This window comes from Amycolatopsis sp. NPDC104587 (assembly GCF_055583645.1).
In genome coordinates, this window is the sequence record NZ_JBVJNO010000020.1 from 88,908 (window position 1) to 108,175 (window position 19,268).

At 70.4% G+C, this 19,268-nt stretch carries 23 protein-coding genes and 3 tRNA genes; 15 read left to right on the plus strand and 11 right to left on the minus strand.

Going from position 1 to position 19,268, the window contains the following annotated elements; all coding sequences use genetic code 11:
• Positions 1–588: a PaaI family thioesterase gene (locus ACZ61C_RS43115; RefSeq protein WP_465313747.1), complete on the minus strand. Its 588-nt coding sequence runs from the start codon at positions 586–588 to the stop codon at positions 1–3.
• Between the two features lie 201 nt (positions 589–789).
• On the opposite strand from ACZ61C_RS43115, the gene ACZ61C_RS43120 reads away from it, so the two are divergent.
• The gene (locus ACZ61C_RS43120) at positions 790–2,160 is read left to right on the plus strand and encodes an MFS transporter (RefSeq protein WP_465313748.1); all 1,371 of its coding nucleotides are present in this window, start codon (positions 790–792) and stop codon (positions 2,158–2,160) included.
• A 63-nt stretch (positions 2,161–2,223) separates the two neighbouring features.
• Here the strand turns inward: ACZ61C_RS43120 and ACZ61C_RS43125 are convergent, their stop codons facing one another.
• The 5 genes from ACZ61C_RS43125 to ACZ61C_RS43145 all read right to left on the minus strand — a co-directional run bounded on the left by ACZ61C_RS43125 (position 2,224) and on the right by ACZ61C_RS43145 (position 5,219).
• Positions 2,224–2,478, minus strand: coding sequence for a hypothetical protein (locus tag ACZ61C_RS43125; RefSeq protein WP_465313749.1), 255 nt, complete (start codon positions 2,476–2,478; stop codon positions 2,224–2,226).
• Between the two features lie 21 nt (positions 2,479–2,499).
• Complete coding sequence (locus ACZ61C_RS43130; protein WP_465313750.1) at positions 2,500–2,961, minus strand: hypothetical protein; 462 nt, start codon at positions 2,959–2,961, stop codon at positions 2,500–2,502.
• Positions 2,962–2,966: 5 nt separating this feature from the next.
• The gene (locus tag ACZ61C_RS43135) at positions 2,967–3,521 is read right to left on the minus strand and encodes a SigE family RNA polymerase sigma factor (RefSeq protein ID WP_465313751.1); all 555 of its coding nucleotides are present in this window, start codon (positions 3,519–3,521) and stop codon (positions 2,967–2,969) included.
• A gap of 4 nt (positions 3,522–3,525) precedes the next feature.
• Positions 3,526–3,828 carry a hypothetical protein gene (locus ACZ61C_RS43140; protein WP_465313752.1) on the minus strand — a complete coding sequence of 101 codons (303 nt, stop codon included), beginning with the start codon at positions 3,826–3,828 and terminating at the stop codon, positions 3,526–3,528.
• Between the two features lie 179 nt (positions 3,829–4,007).
• Positions 4,008–5,219 (minus strand): L,D-transpeptidase, encoded by a 1,212-nt coding sequence (locus tag ACZ61C_RS43145; protein WP_465313753.1) that lies wholly within the window; start codon positions 5,217–5,219, stop codon positions 4,008–4,010.
• A 457-nt stretch (positions 5,220–5,676) separates the two neighbouring features.
• On the opposite strand from ACZ61C_RS43145, the gene ACZ61C_RS43150 reads away from it, so the two are divergent.
• Positions 5,677–5,880, plus strand: a complete 204-nt coding sequence (locus ACZ61C_RS43150) for a cold-shock protein (protein ID WP_003097368.1) — start codon at positions 5,677–5,679, stop codon at positions 5,878–5,880.
• Positions 5,881–5,981: 101 nt separating this feature from the next.
• On the opposite strand, the gene ACZ61C_RS43155 is transcribed toward ACZ61C_RS43150, so the two are convergent.
• Complete coding sequence (locus ACZ61C_RS43155) at positions 5,982–6,419, minus strand: hypothetical protein (RefSeq protein ID WP_465313754.1); 438 nt, start codon at positions 6,417–6,419, stop codon at positions 5,982–5,984.
• Between the two features lie 762 nt (positions 6,420–7,181).
• Between ACZ61C_RS43155 and ACZ61C_RS43160 the strand changes: the two genes are divergently transcribed.
• The 8 genes from ACZ61C_RS43160 (at position 7,182) to ACZ61C_RS43195 (ending at position 10,711) form a co-directional block, all read left to right on the plus strand.
• Complete coding sequence (locus ACZ61C_RS43160; protein WP_465313755.1) at positions 7,182–7,436, plus strand: hypothetical protein; 255 nt, start codon at positions 7,182–7,184, stop codon at positions 7,434–7,436.
• A gap of 159 nt (positions 7,437–7,595) precedes the next feature.
• On the plus strand, positions 7,596–8,390 hold the full coding sequence (locus ACZ61C_RS43165) for an SCO6745 family protein (RefSeq protein WP_465313756.1): 795 nt from the start codon (positions 7,596–7,598) through the stop codon (positions 8,388–8,390).
• A gap of 99 nt (positions 8,391–8,489) precedes the next feature.
• Positions 8,490–8,562: transfer RNA gene (locus tag ACZ61C_RS43170), tRNA-Glu, on the plus strand.
• A gap of 22 nt (positions 8,563–8,584) precedes the next feature.
• Positions 8,585–8,658 (plus strand) — tRNA-Asp (locus ACZ61C_RS43175).
• A 31-nt stretch (positions 8,659–8,689) separates the two neighbouring features.
• Positions 8,690–8,763, plus strand: a tRNA-Phe gene (locus ACZ61C_RS43180).
• A 64-nt stretch (positions 8,764–8,827) separates the two neighbouring features.
• Positions 8,828–9,397 carry a class I SAM-dependent methyltransferase gene (locus ACZ61C_RS43185; protein WP_465313757.1) on the plus strand — a complete coding sequence of 190 codons (570 nt, stop codon included), beginning with the start codon at positions 8,828–8,830 and terminating at the stop codon, positions 9,395–9,397.
• 144 nt (positions 9,398–9,541) lie between these two features.
• Positions 9,542–9,892, plus strand: a complete 351-nt coding sequence (locus ACZ61C_RS43190) for a YciI family protein (protein ID WP_465313758.1) — start codon at positions 9,542–9,544, stop codon at positions 9,890–9,892.
• Positions 9,893–9,925: 33 nt separating this feature from the next.
• On the plus strand, positions 9,926–10,711 hold the full coding sequence (locus ACZ61C_RS43195) for an arylamine N-acetyltransferase family protein (RefSeq protein WP_465313759.1): 786 nt from the start codon (positions 9,926–9,928) through the stop codon (positions 10,709–10,711).
• Here ACZ61C_RS43195 and ACZ61C_RS43200 read toward each other — a convergent pair.
• Both ACZ61C_RS43200 and ACZ61C_RS43205 read right to left on the minus strand, forming a co-directional pair.
• The gene (locus ACZ61C_RS43200) at positions 10,705–13,032 is read right to left on the minus strand and encodes a sensor domain-containing protein (protein WP_465313760.1); all 2,328 of its coding nucleotides are present in this window, start codon (positions 13,030–13,032) and stop codon (positions 10,705–10,707) included. The genes ACZ61C_RS43195 and ACZ61C_RS43200 overlap by 7 nt on opposite strands.
• 40 nt (positions 13,033–13,072) lie before the next feature.
• Positions 13,073–13,810 carry a rhomboid-like protein gene (locus ACZ61C_RS43205; protein WP_465313761.1) on the minus strand — a complete coding sequence of 246 codons (738 nt, stop codon included), beginning with the start codon at positions 13,808–13,810 and terminating at the stop codon, positions 13,073–13,075.
• Between the two features lie 169 nt (positions 13,811–13,979).
• On the opposite strand from ACZ61C_RS43205, the gene ACZ61C_RS43210 reads away from it, so the two are divergent.
• A complete protein-coding gene (locus tag ACZ61C_RS43210) occupies positions 13,980–14,486 on the plus strand; it encodes a hypothetical protein (RefSeq protein ID WP_465313762.1) in 507 nt (168 codons plus the stop codon).
• Here ACZ61C_RS43210 and ACZ61C_RS43215 read toward each other — a convergent pair whose 3' ends face one another.
• Entirely contained in the window at positions 14,487–14,933 is a 447-nt protein-coding gene (locus ACZ61C_RS43215) for a pyridoxamine 5'-phosphate oxidase family protein (protein ID WP_465313763.1), read from the minus strand.
• 88 nt (positions 14,934–15,021) lie between these two features.
• Between ACZ61C_RS43215 and ACZ61C_RS43220 the strand changes: the two genes are divergently transcribed.
• Positions 15,022–15,597 carry a TetR/AcrR family transcriptional regulator gene (locus tag ACZ61C_RS43220; RefSeq protein WP_465313764.1) on the plus strand — a complete coding sequence of 192 codons (576 nt, stop codon included), beginning with the start codon at positions 15,022–15,024 and terminating at the stop codon, positions 15,595–15,597.
• On the opposite strand, the gene ACZ61C_RS43225 is transcribed toward ACZ61C_RS43220, so the two are convergent.
• Positions 15,548–16,879 carry a nucleobase:cation symporter-2 family protein gene (locus ACZ61C_RS43225; protein ID WP_465313765.1) on the minus strand — a complete coding sequence of 444 codons (1,332 nt, stop codon included), beginning with the start codon at positions 16,877–16,879 and terminating at the stop codon, positions 15,548–15,550. The two genes, ACZ61C_RS43220 and ACZ61C_RS43225, sit on opposite strands and share 50 nt — an antisense overlap.
• A gap of 119 nt (positions 16,880–16,998) precedes the next feature.
• Here ACZ61C_RS43225 and ACZ61C_RS43230 point away from each other — a divergent pair, with 119 nt between their 5' ends.
• From ACZ61C_RS43230 to ACZ61C_RS43240, 3 genes are read left to right on the plus strand one after another with little or no spacing between them, the layout of a single operon-like run.
• Positions 16,999–18,138, plus strand: coding sequence for a 5-methyltetrahydropteroyltriglutamate--homocysteine S-methyltransferase (locus ACZ61C_RS43230; RefSeq protein ID WP_465313766.1), 1,140 nt, complete (start codon positions 16,999–17,001; stop codon positions 18,136–18,138).
• Positions 18,135–18,452, plus strand: coding sequence for an NIPSNAP family protein (locus tag ACZ61C_RS43235; protein ID WP_465313767.1), 318 nt, complete (start codon positions 18,135–18,137; stop codon positions 18,450–18,452). The genes ACZ61C_RS43230 and ACZ61C_RS43235 overlap by 4 nt, the downstream gene beginning before the upstream one ends.
• 1 nt (position 18,453) lies before the next feature.
• Positions 18,454–19,239, plus strand: a complete 786-nt coding sequence (locus ACZ61C_RS43240) for an IclR family transcriptional regulator (RefSeq protein WP_465313768.1) — start codon at positions 18,454–18,456, stop codon at positions 19,237–19,239.
• Positions 19,240–19,268: the final 29 nt, after the last annotated feature.

A 19,268-nucleotide genomic window follows, 5' to 3' on the forward strand; every position in this document is an offset into this window, starting at 1 on the left:
TCAGGGGTTGATCTCCCAGTCGCCGCGCTGCCGCTGGTTCTTCTCGTGCTGCTCGGCCAGCTTCTCCAGCGCCTGCGGGTCGCCGTGCGTGCTGAAGTGCTCGAAGCCGACGACGATGAACAGCGCCCGGGCGCTTACCGCGATCGGGCCGTCTTCGGCGTCGAGCCGGCCGTCGGCGCTGACGTAGATCTTGCGGCCGGCGATGCCGTCGAGGCGGGCCTCGATGAACAGCGTCGAGCCGACCGGCACCGGACGGCGGAAGTCCGTCTCGAGCTTGCCGGTCACCGCCGGACGGCGCATCAGGTTGCCGACCGTAGAGCCGAGCGCCTCGTCAAACGCGCAGGCCAGCAGGCCGCCATGGGCCAGCCCCGGCGCGCCCTGGTGCGCCGCGGTCACGGTGAACCGTGAGTGGACCACCTGGCCCTCGCCGACGGTCGAGCGCAGGTGCAGCCCGGCGTCGGCCTCGTCACCGCACCCGAAGCACTCGCCGAAGTGCACCCCGAGCTCGGTGCCCGGCGCCGGCGCCTTGGGGTGCGGGACCGCCGGTTCGACGGCCACCGGCGGCCAGGGTTGAGAAACACGACTCATGCGCTGACGTTAACTCGCCGGTAGACCCCGCCCGCGCGCGACCCGCGGCGTATGCAGGCAACGTATACCTCTCAGTAGCCGGAAAGTTCCCCACCGTAGAAGTTTTCCGGTTCAGGCTGCCGAGCTCCGACGCCCGGGCAAGACTGGGTTGATGAGCTCGAACGGCCCAGTGGGCACTGCACGGAGGAGGTCGTCGCCGGCATGAGCGAACCTGGAGCAACGACGAGCAAGCCGCCGGCGGACGAGAGAACCGTCAAGCGCGCGGTGTGGGCGTCGGCCATGGGCAACGCCACCGAGTGGTACGACTACGGCGTCTTCACCTCGGGCGCGATCGCCGTCAGCATCGGCTCGGAGTTCTTCCCCGGCGAGGGCAACGCCGTGCTGAAGTCGCTGGCGCTGCTCGCGGTCGGGTTCATCGTGCGGCCGTTCGGCGGGGCGTTCTTCGGACCGCTCGGCGACAAGATCGGCCGCAAGAAGGTCCTCGCCATCACCATCCTGCTGATGTCGGGCTGCACCTTCCTGGTCGGCGTCCTGCCGACGTACTCCGGTGGTTACAGCATGGGCATCGCGGCGCCGATCGCGATCCTGCTGCTGCGGATCATCCAGGGCTTCTCCACCGGTGGTGAGTACGGCGGAGCGGCGACGTTCATCGCCGAGTACTCCCCGACGAAACGCCGTGGCTTCTTCGGCAGCTTCCTCGAGCTCGGCACGCTGGCCGGCTACGTGCTCGGCAACCTCGTGGTGCTCTCCGTGACGCTCTCCCTGTCGGCCGACCAGGTCGACGCCTGGGGCTGGCGGATCCCGTTCTTCGTCGCGCTGCCGCTCGGCCTCGTGGGGCTCTACCTGCGGAACAAGCTCGAGGACACCCCCGAGTTCCGCCGGATGGAAGCCGCGGGCCACAAGCCGCACAAGGCGCCGCTCAAGGAGATCTTCACCCGCAACTGGCGGATGATCCTCAACCTGATCGGCATCGTGCTGCTGCTGAACGTCGCGGACTACCTGCTGCTGACCACGATGCCGACGTACTTCACCGAGACGCTGAAGATCAACGACAACACCTCGACGCTGATCATCATCGCGGTCGAAGTGCTCCAGATGGCGATCATCATCCCGCTGGGCGCGCTGTCCGACAAGATCGGCCGGAAACCGCTGCTGCTCACCGCGGCCATCGGGTTCCTGGTGCTGAGCTGGCCGTCGCTCAAGCTGATGCAGTCCGGCAGCATTTTCTGGCTGTTCGTCGGGTTCCTGATCGTGGCGATCCTGCTGGTGCTGATGCTCGCGGTGATCGGCTCGACGTTCCCGGCGATGTTCCCGACCCGCGTCCGGTACGGCTCGTTCGCGATCGGCTACAACGTCTCGACGTCGCTGTTCGGCGGCACCTGCGGTGTCATCGTGACGGCGTTGATCCAGAGCACCGGCAACCCGGACTGGCCGGCGTACTACCTGATGGCGGCCGCGCTGATCGCGATCATCCCGATCATCAAGATCCCGGAGACGTCCCAGGTGCCGATGGACCAGATTGAGACCGAGGGCAGCGGCGGCAAGCTGACTTCCGCGGGCGCTCAGCGCTGAGCTTCCGCCGGGAACACGAGTGCCCCGTCCGGACCACCGGGCGGGGCACTCGTGCGTCGCGGGTCAGCTGGCGTCGTTCCGAGGAGCGAAGCGCTTACGGGACCAGGCGGCGAGTGCGCTCGCGACCACAACAGCGATTCCGGTTTCGACGATGAGTGCGGCGAACACCATGTGCTTCCTCCTCGGGTTCTCGGGCCGGCGACGCGGCGTCCGGCTGAGCAGTTGTCCGGCGCCCGATCGGAACACCACCCGGTTCATCGCCACGGGAAGCCCCGGTATTTCGTCGGAAACCGACATCGGCGCGGTGATCTGCGTCACGTCGCTGACCTGCGGAAACGGCTAGCGCGTCTGGGTCGGCGTCGGCAGCTGCGTGACTGTTTCGCTCGGGTTCGCCGACGGCGGTGACGACGGCCGCTCCTTGCGGCTCGTGGTCGGCGTCGGCACCGTCGTCTTCTGCGAACGCGGCGGCGGTGTCCGGCCCGGCTGCGCCGCGGGCGGCGCCACCGACGTCGCCGGGACCTCGGTGGCCGGCTGCGGGGCGGGCACGGAGGTGCCGATCGTTGACAGGACCGGGCCGGCGGGCTCGACCGGCTCCGGCGGCCCGGCGCGGTGACCGGCCAGGAAGCCGGCCACCGCCAGGATCACCGCCGTCGCGGTCGAGGTGCCCACGACCGCCACGCGCTTGCGTCGTCGCCGGATCCGGCCACCGCGTTCGATCACGTCGGCGGCCTCGAGGCGCATCGGCGGAGTGTCACCGGCGGCGCCGGTGAGGATCGCGCGGACGTCGTCTTCGGGGTCCATGTTCGTCACCTCCCCTCCGTGGTCACGCTGAAGGACAGCGCTTCGTAGTGCGGGCCGAGCCGGTTGCGCAGGGTTGCCAGGCCGCGGGAGGCCTGGCTCTTCACCGTGCCGGTGCTGCAGCCGAGGGCCTGCGCCGTCTCCTCGACGCTCAGGTCCTCGAAGTACCGCAGCACCAGCACGGCTCGCTGCTTGGGGCCCAGCACGGCCAGCGCCTGCCGGACCAGCATGTCCTGGTCGCTCCCGGCCGGCTCCGCCGGGAGCTCCGGCGGTGTGTCGGTGAGCCGCTCCCGCTTCCACCTGCTGCGCCGGTGCTCGGCGAGGAACGTGCGCAGCACGACCTTGCGGGCGTAGGCGTCCAAGGCGTCGTGGCGCGACAGCCTCGGCCAGGCGAGGTACAGCTTCAGCAGCGCGGCCTGCGTGAGGTCCTCGGCCTGGTGCCAGTCACCGCAGAGCAGGAAGGCCGTGGACCGCAGGCTGTGCGCGCGCTCGCCGAAGTACCGGGCGAACTCGCCGTCCCACGGCGAGCCCGGCCCGGTCGACGGACGGGAGCGGGAGATCACCGAGCTACCGGGTCACCCCGATGGCCGGCAGGTGCAGGTCACCGGTCGGGCCGGCGGGCACGGCACGCGGGACGCGCTGCGGACGCGCGGAGGGCGCCTTCGTCGCCTCACGCGGCGGCGCGGGCACGGCGGTCGGCGCCTGGGCCGGCTTGCGGCTGGTGGTCGGCTCCGCGGACGGCGGAGTGGTGGGCCGGGTGGTCGCGGTCGGGGCCGGCGGCTGCGCCTCCGAAGCCAGCGCGATGCCACCGGTCAGGGCGCCACCGGCGAGCACGAGCGCGCCGAGGGACAGGGCGATGCGGATACGCAAGACAGCTCCTCATTCTCGCGGGCGCGGCGGGGGCCGTCGCGCCTCTGCCCTTAGTCATGCCGTGGGTGATCACCGGGGTTGCATCGGATTCCGCGGGTTTCGTGAGAAGCACGAACGGCCGGGAAGCCCGTGTGGACTTCCCGGCCGCCCGGTGTTTCCCGATGGTCTGTCGCGTCGTCTCAGCTCGCGAGGGCCGACAGCTTCTGCCAGCTCGCCCAGTCGTACGTCCAGTCGCTGTAGTCGCCGTCCTTGGCCGTCAGCGTCTGCGTGCTGCCGGTGATCTCCACCGGGTCGCCCGTGAGCACGCCGTCGTAGTACTCCTTGGCCCGCGCCGGCGAGAGGTTCAGGCAGCCGTGCGAGATGTTCTTCTTGCCCTGCGCCCAGACCGACGCCGCGAGGCCGTGGATGAACTCGCCGTTGTTGGAGATCCGGACCGCCCACGGCACCACGACGTTCTCGTAGTGGTACTTCGGGTTGCTCATCGCGTACGTGGCCTGCTTGCCCATGACGACGTGCGTGCCGCTGTGCGTGACGCGGCCCGGGTCGGAGTCGAGGCCGTAGCTCACCGGGTAGTCGGCGATCTGCTGGCCGTCGCGGATCACCTGCATCGTGTGCTGCGTGGTGTTGCCCTTGACGATCTGCGAGCGCCCGATCGCGAAGCTCGCCGAGACGTCCTGCTTGCCGTACACGCCTTCGCCGATCTTGACGCCGTAGATCTTGGCGTTGACCTTCACCTGCGTGTTGGGCTTGAAGTACTCCTTCGGCCGCCAGTGCACCGAAGTGTCGCCGTTCAGCCAGGCCCAGGAGCCCTCGGTCTTCGGCGTCGTCTCGACCGACAGGGCCTTCTCGACGGACGCCTTGTCGGTGACGCGGCTCGGGAAGGTCAGCGCGATCGGCATCGCGATGCCGTACGTCTGCCCGTCACCGACGTTCAGGCTCGCCTGCATCTGCCGCTTCGGCTTGACGGTGGTGAACGCGCCGCCGATGGGCACGTTCTTGCCGTCGGCGCCCTGCGCCTGCCCGGTCCACGTGTAGGTCTTGCCGTAGCCGAGCTGCTCGGTGGTGCCCCAGCTCTTCTTGTCCGCCGACGTCTGGCCCTGGACCTGCTTGCCGTCCGGGTTGGTCAGCGTGACCGAGACGATCGTGCCGCTGTCGACCTTGACCCCGACCGGTTCGCCCGGCGCCACGTCCTGCGCGCCGCCGGCCGGCGTCACCGTCAGCTTCGCCGGCTGCGCGGTGGGCGCGGGCGGCTGCGTCGGGCCCCCGCCCGACGTCCCGCTCGCCGAGACCGTCGGTTCACTGCTGCACGCCCCCAGCGTGAGCACCGCGACCAAGCCCAGTGCCACCGCCGCGCCCCGGCGCCGCGTGGAAGTCCTCACCGTCACACCCATTCCCCTTTGCCCCTTTGGTGCTTCCCCTCATCGAGACGTCCCGCGGACCGGCGACGTTGAGCAAGAGTCGCGTGACGAAGGTCACAGTGGTCCCGGCGGGCTCTTACCGAGGGGGCACGGGCGACTCCGAGCCGTATCCGGTGATCACGGTGTCGCTGTGCTGCGCAAGACTATCCGGTGGGTCCGACAGAACGTGGTGGGGAGCCCTACGACGTTCCGGTGACCTTGGCCCGGACCGGCATTTTTGGGCTCGATCACGGGGTTCAACTTTGGCCAGATCCCGGTAGTCTGCTTGCAGGCCGTCGTTTTGCGTGTTCGTGGCTTCACACTCGCGGAACTTCTGACGCGAGCCATGGAGCCGACACGCTCTTGACTCGTCTCGTTGGAACCGCCCGGGACGGCCGGGGTGCCGCTTCGGTGGCATTCGAAGCGGATCTGTGTAACGAGGAGAACAGCGGTGGCGCAAGGCACTGTGAAGTGGTTCAACGCGGAGAAGGGCTTCGGCTTCATCGCGCAGGACGGCGGCGAAGGCGACGTTTTCGTTCACTACTCGGAGATCGAGGGCCGCGGCTTCCGCACCCTCGAGGAGAACCAGCGGGTGGAGTTCGAGGTCGGCCAGGGCCAGAAGGGGCCCCAGGCCCAGAAGGTCCGCGCGATCTGACAAACAGGCCCTCTGCGTTGTCTAAGGCCTGAGCGAAGGGCCCCCGGCGAGCTTGTTCGCCGGGGGCCCTTTCTCGTGTGTCCTGGTGGGGCAGCTGGGGTTCAGCGGCGCCCGGCGACCGGCGCGTCGAAGGCGTCGGCGGGGAAGTGGAACTCATCGGTGAGCTCGGTGAGCTCGCCGGCCTGAACCTGCCGCTGGTCCTGCAGCGAGGAGGCCTGGCCTTCCCAGTTGAGCCGCTCCAGGATCCACTCCTGGGCGAGCGCCTGGGGCGAGATGTCCCGGGCCTCGGCGATGTCCTTCAGCTGCTGGCTGGCAATGAGGCTCATCCGCAGCTGGAAGACCTGCGCTTCACCGAAGCGCTTGCCGGTCCCGGTGCTTTCGTTGTCGGCATCCGGCGCCAAGGCGGCCAGATACGAGGTGAGTTCCTTGTCCTCGACAACACCATCGTCCGCAGGCTTCGCGGCACCACGATGGCGTCCGGAGGACGCGGCTTTGAGGTTCGTCCGGCTGCTCAAGCGGCCAAGGGAGGGAAGAGGCACGCTGGCCACGATAACGGTTAGGTCTCACCACACAAACCACTGTGAGCCACAACACGCCGACAACCATCCCCAATCAGCCCAACCCCGCCCCAAAAGGCCCAACCCCCAAACACACCCAGCAACCTGTCACCAACCCACCGAGTCGATCACCCAAACACACAAGCGCGAGGGCGCCCAGCGCCCGAACCGGCGGCCGCACCACGCAAACCAGCGAGGGCGCCCAGCGCCCGAGGCGACCCACGGCCGCACCACGCAAACCAGCTAGGGCGCGCAGCGCCCGAAGCGACCCACGGCCGCTGAAGAAGCGAGGGCGCGCAGCGCCCGAGGCGAAACCACGCTGGAAGCCGAGCAAGAGGCACCGTGGGGGGTCCGGGGGGCTCGGCCCCCCGGGTCAGCACACCGGAATGAATGGACCCACGAAGGGCGTCAGCCCGAGGGGGTCCGAGAAATGGAGGACCCCCGCGCCAGGGGGAGGAACGCGGGGGTCGGAGGGGATCTCCACAGGCGCTGACCGGGGGTGTGTCAGCACCTCGATTGTTGCACGAGTTGGCTGGTTGGGCGAGTGGAGAGCGGGAAATTTCCGCTCCGGGTGTCACTTCGGGGCGGGGGTGACCGTCGTTCGGGTGGTGTTCTTCTCCGTGGTTGCCGATTGCGCTGCGTTGAGCGGAGCGTGGCCTCAGGTTCACTCTCCGGGGGGCTGTGTGTGGCGCCCGGCGCTGGTTAGCCTCGCGGCCAAGTTGTTGTGAGCCGTATGGAGGGGCTATGAGCGGGTCTGTTGAAGTGCGGCAGTTCCTCCTTCGGTACGAAGGTGCCGATGGGGGGAGTGCTCCGTTCGCCGGGGGGTTGCCGGCGCAGCGAAGCGGGGCTGCCGACGCGCAGCGGGTGTCGGACGACCAGGTGCGGCGGGCTCGGCTGGCGGTGGCGAACGGCGCGCTGGGGGTCGAGGACTGTGCGCAGCTGCTGGAGATGCTGGGGCTGAACGTGGACGAGGACGGGCAGGCGCCCGTCCAGCGTTAGGCGGGGTGGGCCCGGCGGGCAGGGTGGCTGCCGCCGGGCTCTTCCGGTGATGTTCGTGCAGGTTGTGGCTGTTTCCGGTCGATGATTCCCATCGTGGTCCGCCTTGCTTGACGCTAGTTTCGTAACACTGTTACGGTAACGGCGTCGAAAGGGGTGGTCATGACGACGATCGAAGGTGCGGCGGGGCTGGCGAGCCGCGTGAGGCCAGTGGTGCAGGTGCTGGGTGGCCGGTTCATGACGTCGCCGGAGCTGGCGGCGGTCGAGGCGGAGGCCGGGCTCCCGGCGCGTTCGCTGTACGTGCGGGGGCGGTCGGCGGTGCTCGGCGACGTCCCGCCGAAGGTGGCCGCGGAGCTGTTCGGGATCTTCCCGCACTGGCTGTTCGAGTTCGTCTTGCCGCCCGCAACGGCGGCCCTCGACGCGCCTGCCGCCGTCGCCGCCTACACGGAGTCATCGGCGCGGTGGTCACGCGTCCACCTTTCGGCCGTACCGGAGTCCGGCCGTCTGGCGGACCTGCTGTTCCGGGTAGTCGACGCCGCGGACGCGAGCGGGCTGGCGCTCTTCGCCGGCTGGAAGAACGCCGAACGCCCCGAGGGCGACGCCGAACGGCTCGGGTTCGCGCTGATGGTCTTCCGCGAGCTGCGCGGCGGCCTGCACTTCGCGGCGCTGCGGGCGCTGGGGCTGTCCGTGCCGGAGGCGGTGGTCGCGGACCCGGAGGGCGGCCGCGCGCGGCTCCTGCGCACGGCGTGGCCGGCAGAGGCGGCCGACGAGCTGATCGCGTCGGCGGCGCGCAAGCCGGACCTGCTCGACCGGTGGCGGCGAGCCGAGGCGCTGACCGACGAGCGCGTCGGCGAGCTGCTGGCCGCGGCGCTGACGGAGCCGGAGCAGATCGAGCTGGCGCGCCGGGTGGCGGATCTGGCTGCGTTTGCGCAGGTCCCCGGGGTGCCGGAGGCTTAAGGAACCCCCGGTGCAAAGCGGTGGTGGCGTGCCCTATGCTTGTAATCGCTCCCGGGGGGACCTGAGAGCGCGGTCGGTCGGTCACCCGAAACCGGCCGGGCTCCCATCGTCCAGCGGCCTAGGACTCCGCCCTTTCAAGGCGGCAACGCGGGTTCGAATCCCGTTGGGAGTACGCAGTACAGTAGTTCAAGCAAGGCCCTGTGGCGCAGTTGGTTAGCGCGTCGCCCTGTCACGGCGAAGGTCGCGGGTTCGAGTCCCGTCAGGGTCGCAAGATCGTTCGGCTCCTTGCCGGCGTTCCCGGCCAGGTAGCTCAGTTGGTACGAGCGTCCGCCTGAAAAGCGGAAGGTCGCCGGTTCGACCCCGGCCCTGGCCACCGCTACGAAAACCACCCCGATCCCTCGGGGTGGTTTTTTCGTGTACCGGGCAGGATTCCCCGCGTGAACCCTTGGGACGCCGAAGCCGAGACCTTCGATGACCAGCCCGACCACGGCCTCCGCGACCCGCGGGTGCGCGCGGCGTGGACGGACCTCCTCCTCCCGCTGATGCCCCCGGAACCGGCGGCGATCGCCGACCTCGGGTGTGGGACCGGGAGCCTCTCCGTTCTGCTCGCCCGGGCCGGCCATGACGTCTGCGGCATCGACCTCTCCGCCGCGATGCTCGACGTCGCCCGCCGGAAAGCCGAGGCGGCCGGGGTTCGCCTCGAACTCCGGCAGGGTGATGCCGCCGATCCGGCCGGTTCCTACGACGTTGTCCTCGCGCGGCACGTCCTGTGGGCCCTCCCCGATCCCGCCGAGGCTCTGGGGCGCTGGCTGGGGCTGCTCAAGCCGGGCGGCCGGCTGGTCCTCGTCGAAGGCCGGTGGTTCACCGGGGCCGGGATTTCCGCCGCGGAGTGCGAGCGGCTCGTCCGGGAACGGCGGGAAGAGGCGAAAGTCTCGCTGCTGGACGACCCGGCGTTGTGGGGCGGGCCGATCGAGGACGAGCGATACCTCCTGGTCAGCCGCCGCTGAGGTGCGAGAACCCCGACGATCGGACGCCGGGGCACTAGGCCGAACGAGTGAAGCCGAAATCCCCGTGTCCGGAAGTCCGGACGGGCTCCGACCACCGGGTGAAGGCAGCCCAACCAGGGCCGCCACCCACCCAAGGGGACCGACATGCGCTACCTCCTCACCCTCCACATGAACCCCACCATCTGGGCCACGCTCACCGACGACCAGAAGGACGGCGTCTACGCGGGCCACGGCGACTTCATCAAGCTGGTCACCGAGTCCGGCGAGATGGTCGAGACGAAGGCGCTCGCCGAGCCCGGTGAGTCGAAGACCGTCCAGGTGAAGAACGGCGTGCCGCAGGCCAAGGACGGCGTCTACGTCGAGGCGGAGTCCTTCTTCTGCGGCTACTACGTCGTCGACGTCGAGAGCGAGGAACGCGCTGTCGAGCTGGCGGCGAAGATCCCCGACGCGCAGTACACCGCCGTCGAGGTGCGGAAGGTCGTGCACGAAGGTTGACCTCGATCTTGGTCGAGGTTGCATCCTCGACCCATGAGCGCTGAATGGGCTATCGAAGCCGTTGACCTCGACGCCTACCTCGAGCGGGTCGGGCTGGAGCGACGCCCGCCGTCGGTGGCGGCTCTCGAAGACCTCGTGCGGGCGCACGTCCGCGCCATCCCGTTCGAGAACGTCGACGTCATTCTCCAGCAGCACCAAGGGATTTCGCTCGACGTCGTGAACGCCAAGCTCGTCGGGCGGCGGCGGGGCGGCTACTGCTACGAACAGAGTGGCCTCTTCGCCGCCGTCCTCGAGCGGCTCGGGTACCCCGTGCACCGGCTCGCCGCGCGGGTGCAGCCGCGGCGGCCCGGGCCCTACACGCACATGACGCTGGTCGTCGACGTTGCCGGGCAACAGTTTCTGGCCGACGTCGGGTTCGGCGCCGGGATCCTCGCCCCGATGCCGTTGATCGACGGCCACGAGGTCGACCAGGCCGGCTGGCCGCACCGGCTGCGGCACCGCGACGGCTGGTGGACGCTGCAGAAGGGCGACGAAGACCTGCTCGAGTTCCGGCTCACCGAGATGCACCCGATCGACTACGAGGTCTACCACCACTACACCTCGACCCACCCGAAGTCGCCGTTCACCGGACGGCTGGTGATCATGACGCTCGAACCCGGGACGAGCCGCAAGCTTCTCGGCCGCGAGCTGACCGTCGAAAAGCCGGACAGCACCAGCGAAACCACGGAAATCGCGCCGGACGAGCTCGACACCACCCTCAAGGACTTCGGCATCGAGCTGACCGCCGACGAGCTCGCCCGGCTGAAAGAGCTCTACTGACTCCCGAACAGCTCGTCCGCCGGGACCGGGTGGCCGAGGTGGTAACCCTGCGCCTGGTCACAGCCGAGCGCCCGCAGCAGCTCGAGCTGCTCCGCGGACTCGACCCCCTCGGCGATCACCGTCAGGTCGACGGCGTGGGCCATCGCGATGATGCTCGTGACGATCGCCTCCGCGTCCCGTGACTCGGCGATGCCGGTGATGAACGAGCGGTCGATCTTGAGCGTGTCCAGCGTCAGCCGCCGCAGCTGGGCGAGGGACGAATAGCCGGTGCCGAAGTCGTCGATCGCCAGCAGCACCCCCAGCGACCGCAGGGACGCCAGCACTTCCGCGGCCGCCTCCTGGTCGCGCATCAACGCGCTTTCGGTGACCTCCAGGCAGAGCGCGCCGGCCGGCAGCCCGGTGCTCGCGAGCGCGTCCTGGACCGCGGGCACCAGGTGCGGGTCGTCGAGCTGCCGCGTCGACAGGTTGACCTTCAACGTCAGGTCCAGGCCCTGGCCGGTGCGTCGCGCGGCGAGCTCGCGGGTGGTCGCGCGGAGCATCGCCTTGCCGATCACGTTGATCAGGTCGCTCTCCTCGGCGAGCGGGATGAACTCCGCGGGCGAGATCGCGCCGTGCCGGGGGTGGGTCCAGCGCAGCAGCGCCTCGACCGCGACCATCTCGCCGGTCCGCAGGTCGACGACCGGCTGGTAGGCGGGCCAGAGCTGGCCGTCCTGCACCGCGTCGCGCAGGTCCTGCTCCATCCGCAGCCGCCGCTGCATCCGCTCGCGCAGGCCGACGTCGAAGAAGTGGTGCCGGCCCCGGCCGAGCGTCTTCGCCTGGTACATCGCGACGTCCGCGTCCCGCAGCAGGTCCTCGGCGCTGCGCCGGTCCGCCTCGCCGACGAGCACCACGCCGATGCTGGCGTCGAGGTGCAGCTGCCGCCCGAGCACGCCGATCGGCTCGGCCAGCGCGGCCCGCAGGTGCTCGGCCAGCGCGCGGACCTCGCCGGGCTCGGTGACCTCACCGGTGACCACGACGAACTCGTCCCCACCGAGCCGGCCGACCAGGTCGTCACGCCCGGAGCAGCGGCGCAGCCGCTCCCCGACGATCCGCAGCACCTGGTCACCGACCGAGTGCCCGAGCGAGTCGTTGATGACCTTGAACTTGTCCAGGTCGAGGAACAGCACCGTGCCGGCGCCGCGCTCGCGGACGGCGAGCCGGTCGAGCACCAGGGTCCGGTTCGCCAGCCGCGTCAGCGGGTCGTGGGTGGCGTCGTGGGCCAGCTGCGCGCTGATCGCGCGGGTCTCGGTGATGTCGGTGAACGACGTGACGACGGCCAGCGCCGCCGGGTCGTCCGGGTTGAGCAGCCGCGACGTCAGCGAGACCCAGACGTCGCGGCCGTCGGGCCGGCGCAGGCGCACGACCAGGCCGTTGTGCGAGACGCCGGTCCGCCGCGTCTGCACCGACGGCGTCTCGTCCGGCGGGATCCAGTGCCCGGACTCGGTGAACAGCACCAGCGTGTGGCACGGGACGCCGATCAGCTCGGCTTCGGTGACCCCGAGGATCCGGCACGCCGCCGGGTTCGCCGCCTCGATGAGCCCGCCCGGGCCCATCACCAGCACGCCTTCGTCGAGGGACGCGACGACCGTGCGGTAGTTCTGCTCGGCGCGCCGGCGCGCGGTTTCGTCGGCGCAGACGAGCACGTAACCGTCGTTCATCTCAGCTGCCGAAACGCGGACCGCCAGGGGCGCGCCGTCACGCCGCCGGTGCACCGCCTCCACGACCCCGCCGCCGCGCCGGATGGCCGGCAGGTCCAGCGGCGCGCCCACCAGCTCGCTCGCGCGCCGCCCGACGGCTTCGGCCGCGGTCCAGCCGTACACCGCCTCGGCGGCCGGGTTCCAGCTGGTCACGACCCCTTCGCCGGTGGTCGCCACCAGGGCGTCACTGACGTGCGACACCAGCGCGGCCTGGTAGCGCAGCGCGTCGGCCGCCGCCTTCTTCGCGGTGATGTCCCGCATGACGACCTGGAAGGCGTGCGGCCTGCCGAGGCGCACCAGGACCGTCTCCACGGCGAACTTGCTCCCGTCGAGCCGGGACATCAGCGCTTCGACGGGTTCGCTCGCCTGACCCGCGACGGTCAGCTGCGCGAGCTTCTCCACCAGCGCGGCGCGGGCGTCTTCGGCGACGAAGTCGCTGAACCGGCGTCCGACGACTTCAGCGGCGGAGCGCGCCGCGAACGTTTCGAGGGCCGCGCGGTTGGCGTAGGTGAGGACGCCGTCCTCGTGGACGCAGATCGCGTCGGGACTCGACTCGACCAGTTCGGCGAGCGAGTCGGCCTCCATGAGCGTCCATCCCCCGTGCTCCTCGGCTGTGGCCCGTCGATTACACCACCGACTCCGGCTCGTGCATACCCGCCGGAATCGCGGCCCGGCCTGCGGCTGGACCGCGCAGCCGCGGCCCCCAGAACAGCAGCCCGAAGTGCGCGGCGAAGGCGTGTCCGAGCAGCGTGACGATCGAATCGAGGCCGGTCGGGTCGTCGCCGAGCCAGATCACCGCGATGAACGCCTCCAGCACGGCCAGCGCCGCCGGCCGGGCCCGGCCGCGGAGCAGGAAGACGAGCGCGCCGGCCGTGGTGAAGAAGCCGTAGCTGACGCCGATGTCGAGCCAGTGCCCGGCCGAGCTCGGCAGGACGTGCGTGCTGATCAGCGCCATCACCGGCAGCTCGGTGACGAGCGTGGCCAGCACGTGCCCGGAGAAGAACACGATGGCCGCGCGGCGGGCGCCGAACCGGCGTTCCAGCGGGGCGACGGCGATCGCGAAGATGACGACGTAGGCGAGCCAGCCTTCGTCCGAGAGCCAGATCGCGCTGGTCAGCAGCGAGGTGAGCGGCCGCCGCCAGAGGTTGTGGGCGTCGGTGCTCGACAGCCGCAGCAGCCGGTCGGTCAACGCCGGGTCGGCGAACCGGAGCAGCAGCGTGGTGCCGAGGAGGAGGACGAGGTAGCCGAAGGTGAAGGGGGTCGCCTTCGGGTTCGGGACGAAGCGCGCCCACCGCCGGACGACCGCTGTCCGCGGGACCGGCCGGGCGGCTTTCAGCAGCATGGACCGAGCCTCGCTGGTCATGCTGGGAGTATCACGAAAGCCAGCTGTGAAAACGCTGTGGATTGTCACTCACGGTCAGATTCGACGTTACGTGACGAATTTTTGCCCCTACCTCACCCGTTCGGGTGCTTTGTGCGGTAAAAATACGGCCACGATGTCGGCCGAAAGGCCTTTCGGGAAGGTCCTTCGGGTGAACGACGAGGTATCGGTCGCCGAGCTGCTCGTCCGCGAGGGCTGGGGCGACCGCGACGCACCGGCTCAGTCGCGGTGGCGCGTGCTCGCGGTGATGCTCGCCGTGGTGATGGGCTGCGGCGCCGCCGCGGTGCTGGTCGCCTTCGGCGGTGGCAAGGAAAGCCGGGACGCGTCCCCCGTCGACCAGATCCAGGTCATCCCGTTCCCGCAGCGCACCACCGGCCTCGGCGGCGCGGACCAGGCCACCGACTCCCCGCCGGAGGGCGGCACCGGCGGCGGCGACGTCGTCCCCGGCGTCGGCGTGCCCACCGAGACCGTCACCGAGGTGCCGGGCACCGACCCGGCCACCGAGAGCAGCGCCGGCACCACGACGCCGACCACCACGCCCACGAGCGGCGGTCCGGCGACCACCAGCACCCCGACCTCGACGCCCCCGCCGAGTCACGGCCACAACCCGCCGCCGCCCACCAAGACGTCGACCTGCCTGCTGATCATCTGCTGGTGATCAGGCCAGCTTCTCCGCCAGGTCGCTGAAGTCCGACGTGTTCCAGCGCTCGGGCCGCATCACGATCGCGATGTTGCTCCCGTGGGTGTCGTCGGTCGCGTCCGTGTAGGCCTCGCTGACGCCCGGGGGCAGGTAGCGGGCTGCCATCTCGTGGCGCTCCGCCTTGGTCATCGGCCACGTCTTCACCACCGGACCCTCGACCGAGACGTACTTGTAGACGCCGTCCTGCTGCTGGACGCACAGCGCGAACCGGCCGGCCTCCTCGATCAGCCGGGTCTTCCGCAGCCCGGGCGACGTCATGACCACGACGTCGCCGCCCGGCTCGTAGCGGTACCAGATCGGCGTGGTCAGCGGCGCCCGGCCGGGTTCGGCCGTCACGCTGAGGACGCCCACCTGCGGCTGGGCGAGGAACGCCTCACGCTCGTCCTTGGTCATCTTGCGAGCCATGTCGAGTCTCCTTAAAGCAATCCTGTTTGACTTAAGGCTACGCAGACTCCGGTCGCTAAGGCAAGTGTGATTGCTTTAAGCTGCCCGCATGACCCGACCCGGCGGCCGCAGCGCCCGTGTCCGCGACGCGGTGCACGACGCCGTCGTCGAGCTGCTCGCGGCGGGGGAGATCGACGCGGCCATCCCGAAGATCGCCGAGCGGGCCGGGGTCAACCCGACGAGCATCTACCGGCGCTGGGGCAGCCGCGACAGCCTGCTGCTCGACGCCGCCGTCACCCGGTTGCGCATGACGTCGCCGATCCCGGACACCGGCGCCCTGCGGGGTGACCTGCTCGGCTGGGCCGAGGGGGTCGAAGCCGCGATGCGCGAGCGGCACGGCCAGATCCTGCTGCGCGCGCTCGTCGCGACCCTGGCGCCCGGCGCGGAACCGCTCGAATACCTCCAGGCGCGCGGGGACGACCTGCAGCGGATGCTCGACGCGGCCGCGTCGCGGGGCGAGCCCGTGCCGTCGGTCGACGAGGTGCTCGACTTCGTGCTGGCCCCGCTCTACCTGCGGGTGCTGTTCCGGCGTCCGGTCGAGCCGGGCACGGGTGCCCGGCTCGTCGAGCGGCTGCTCACGGCGCTTCCGGCAGATCCGGCTCCGCGCGCCGGCCGAGGTGGTTGAACAGCAGGTTCAGCGCGAACGCCAGCACCGCCGCCACCGTGATCGAGCTGCCGCAGATCGTCTGCAGCCACGCGGGGAAGTGCTGGAAGAAGTCCGGCGCGAACGCCGGCAGGAGGCCGACGCCGAGCGCCACCGCGACGATGAAGGTGTTGTGGTTGCCCGAAAACTCCACCGTGCGGAGGTTCTGCGCGCCCACCACGGCGACCATCGCGAACATCACCACCGCGACCCCGCCGACCACCGGCTGCGGGATCGCCGCGATGAACGCGCCGATCTTCGGCACCAGCCCCATCAGCACCAGGATCCCGCCGGTCACCGCGACCACCCAGCGGCTGCGCACCCCGGTCATCCGCACCAGCCCGACGTTCTGCGCGAACGCCGTGTCGGGGAAGGAGTTCATCACGCCGCCGAGCACGGCCGAGAAGCCGTCGGTGGCCAGGCCGCGCGCGAGGTCGGAGTCCGTCGGGCGCCGTCCGGTGATCTCGCCGACGGCGATCATGTCCGCGGTCGACTCGGTGAACGTCACCAGCATGACCACGCACATCGACAGGATCGCCGCGACCGGGAACGTCGGCGCGCCGAAGTGGAACGGCGCCGCGAGCCCGAACCAGCTCGCCGCGCCGAGGCCGTCCCAGTGCACGAGCCCCAGCGGGATCGCGGCCACCAGGCCGATCGCGAGCGCGAGCAGCGGGCCGATCTGGTTGGCGAACCCGCGCAGCACCCGCGTGAACAGCACCAGCAGGGCGAGCACGCCGAACGCGAGCAGGATGTGCGACGGCGCCGCGTAGTCCGCCGCACCGGGGTCGTTGCCCGCGATCAGGCCCGCGCCCGGGCCGAGCAGCGAGACGCCGATGACCAGCAGCAGCGTCCCGGTGACCAGCGGCGGGAAGAACCGGATCAGCTTCGCGAACGGCTTCGCGATGAGCAGCCCGAACACACCCGAGGCGATCATCGCGCCGTAGACCGCGGACAGGCCGTACTGCGACGCGATCAGGATCATCGGGTTGACGACGGTGAACGTCGCGCCCGCGACCACCGGCAGCCGGATCCCGAGGATCTTCCCGATGCCGATCGCCTGGATCATCGTGGCGATCCCCGCGACGAACAGGTCGGCGTTGACCAGCAGCCCGACCGTCGCCGCGTCCAGCTTCAGCGCGCTGCCGACGATCAGCGGCACCGCCACCGCGCCGGCGTACATGATCGACATGTGCTGCAGGCCGAGCAGCACGAGCCGCCCGGCGGGCAGGCCCTGGTCGACGGGGTGCACCGCGGGTTCCGTCATGATCAAGCCCCTTCCTCGCGGCACAGCCAACGCCTCGCGCGTGACGGTAGCAAGTCCCGGCGGTCATGATCCGGTTTCCGGGTGCGGCGGAACGGCCCGCGATGTGTGACCATCGGTGCATGACTTCGGGCGGTACTTCCCAGGTGGGCCCGCCGTTTCGCGCCGATCACGTCGGGAGCCTCCTGCGGCCCCCGGTGCTGCGTGACGCGCGACGGCGGCACGAAAGCGGCGAGATCGGCGCGGAGCAGCTGCGCGCGGTCGAGGACGACGCGATCCGCGACGTGATCAAGATGCAGCGCGCGGCCGGGCTGAGCTCGGCGACCGACGGCGAGTTCCGGCGCGCGTCGTGGCACATGGACTTCATCTACGCGCTCGGCGGGGTGTCGAAGAGCGACGAGCGGCTGCACGTCAAGTTCCACAACCTCGCCGGTGACCTCGAGTTCAGCCCGCCGGGCCTGCAGGTCGACGGCAAGGTGCGGCTCGACGAGCCGATCTTCGCCGACCACTTCCGGTTCCTGCAGTCCCATGTGGACGATGGCGTGACGCCGAAGCTGACCGTCCCGTCACCGAGCATGGTCTACTACCGCGGCGGCCGGGCGGCGGTGAGCGAAAGCGTTTACCCGGACCTCGAGGAGTTCTTCGCCGACCTCAGCACGGCGTACTCCGCGCAGGTTGCCGCCGTGCACGGGCTCGGCTGCCGGTACCTGCAGCTCGACGACACGAGCCTCGCCTACCTCAACGACCCGGCGCAGCGCGAGCTCGTCGCGCGGATGGGCGGCGACCCGGACACCCAGCACCTGCGCAACATCGCGACGATGAACGCGGCGCTCGCCGAGCGTCCCGAGGACCTCACGGTGACGACCCACCTGTGCCGCGGCAACTTCCGGTCGTCGTGGGTCGCCTCCGGGAGCTACGAGTTCGTCGCGGAGGCGCTGTTCGGCGAGCTCGCCGTCGACGGGTTCTTCCTGGAGTTCGACGACGAACGCTCCGGCGGCTTCGAGCCGCTGCGGTTCGTGCCGAAGGACAAGAAGGTCGTCCTCGGCCTGGTCACGACCAAACGGCCGGAGCCGGAGGACCCCGACGTCCTGGTGCGGCGGATCGAAGAGGCGTCGCGGTACGTCGACGTCGACCAGCTCTGCCTGTCGCCGCAGTGCGGGTTCTCCTCGACCGAGGAGGGCAACGACCTGACCGCGGACGAGCAGCTGCGGAAGCTGGAGCTGATCGTCGAGACCGCCGACCGCGTCTGGGGCGGCCGGTGATCACGTGCGTCGTCGACTACGTCATCGACCCCGCGAAGATCGCCGACTTCGAACGCTTCGCCGCCGCGTGGATGCGGCTGGTGCAGCGCGAAGGCGGTGTCCACCACGGCTACTTCCTGCCGGCGGAAGGGGCGAGTGACGAAGCCCGCGCGTTGTTCAGCTTCGAAAGCCTGGCCGCGTACGAGCGCTACCGGACGCTGTTCGGCGTCGACCCGGACTTCATCGAGGCCGACAAGATCCGCGACGAGAGCGGCTGCGTGGTGCGGTACCGGCGGTCGTTCATGCGGCCGCTGCTGCCGGACGACGAAGACTGACGTGCGGCACAGCGCGCGGCGGCCGCCGTCAGTCGTGGACCGGGTCCTCGACCTGCTGGGCGCGTTCACGGCCGAGCGGCCGCGGCTGACGCTGTCGGAGCTGAGCCGCCGCGTCGGGCTGCCGCTGTCGACCACGCACCGGCTCGCGGGCGAGCTCACCAAGCGCGGTGCGCTCGTCCGCGACACCGCCGGCGCCTACCGCGTCGGCCTGTGGTTGTGGGAAGTCGCTTCGCTCGCCCCGCACGGCGCGGAGCTGCGAGAGAGCGCGATGCCGTTCCTGGAGGACCTTTACGAGGCCACGCACCAGAACGTCCAGCTCGCGGTCCTCGACGGGCCGGAGGTGGTCTACGTCGAGCGCATCTCCGGCCGCGGCGCGGTCAACGTCCTGACGCGGGTGGGCGGCCGGCTGCCCGCGCACGCGACCGGCGTCGGCCAGGTGCTGCTCGCGCACGCGCCGGTCGACGTCCAGGAAGAGGTGCTCGCGGGTCCGCTGAAGACGTTCACGCCGAAGACGATCGGTTCGCCGGAGCAGCTGCGCCGGGTGCTGGCGGACGTCCGCCGCAACGGTTACGCGGTCAGCGACGGCCAGATCGAGCTGATCTCCCTTTCGGTGGCGGCCCCGGTCTACGACGCCACCGACGAGGTGGCCGCCGCGATCTCGGTGGTCGTCCCGGCCGAAGGGACGGACCCGCGGACGCTGGTCCCGGCCGTGCGCGCGGCCGCGCGGGGGATCTCGCGCGTGCTCGGGGCGCCGCGGGCCCTGCGGACGAGCGGCGAACCCCACTGATCAACTCCTCGACGAGCCGAGCGGGTTGT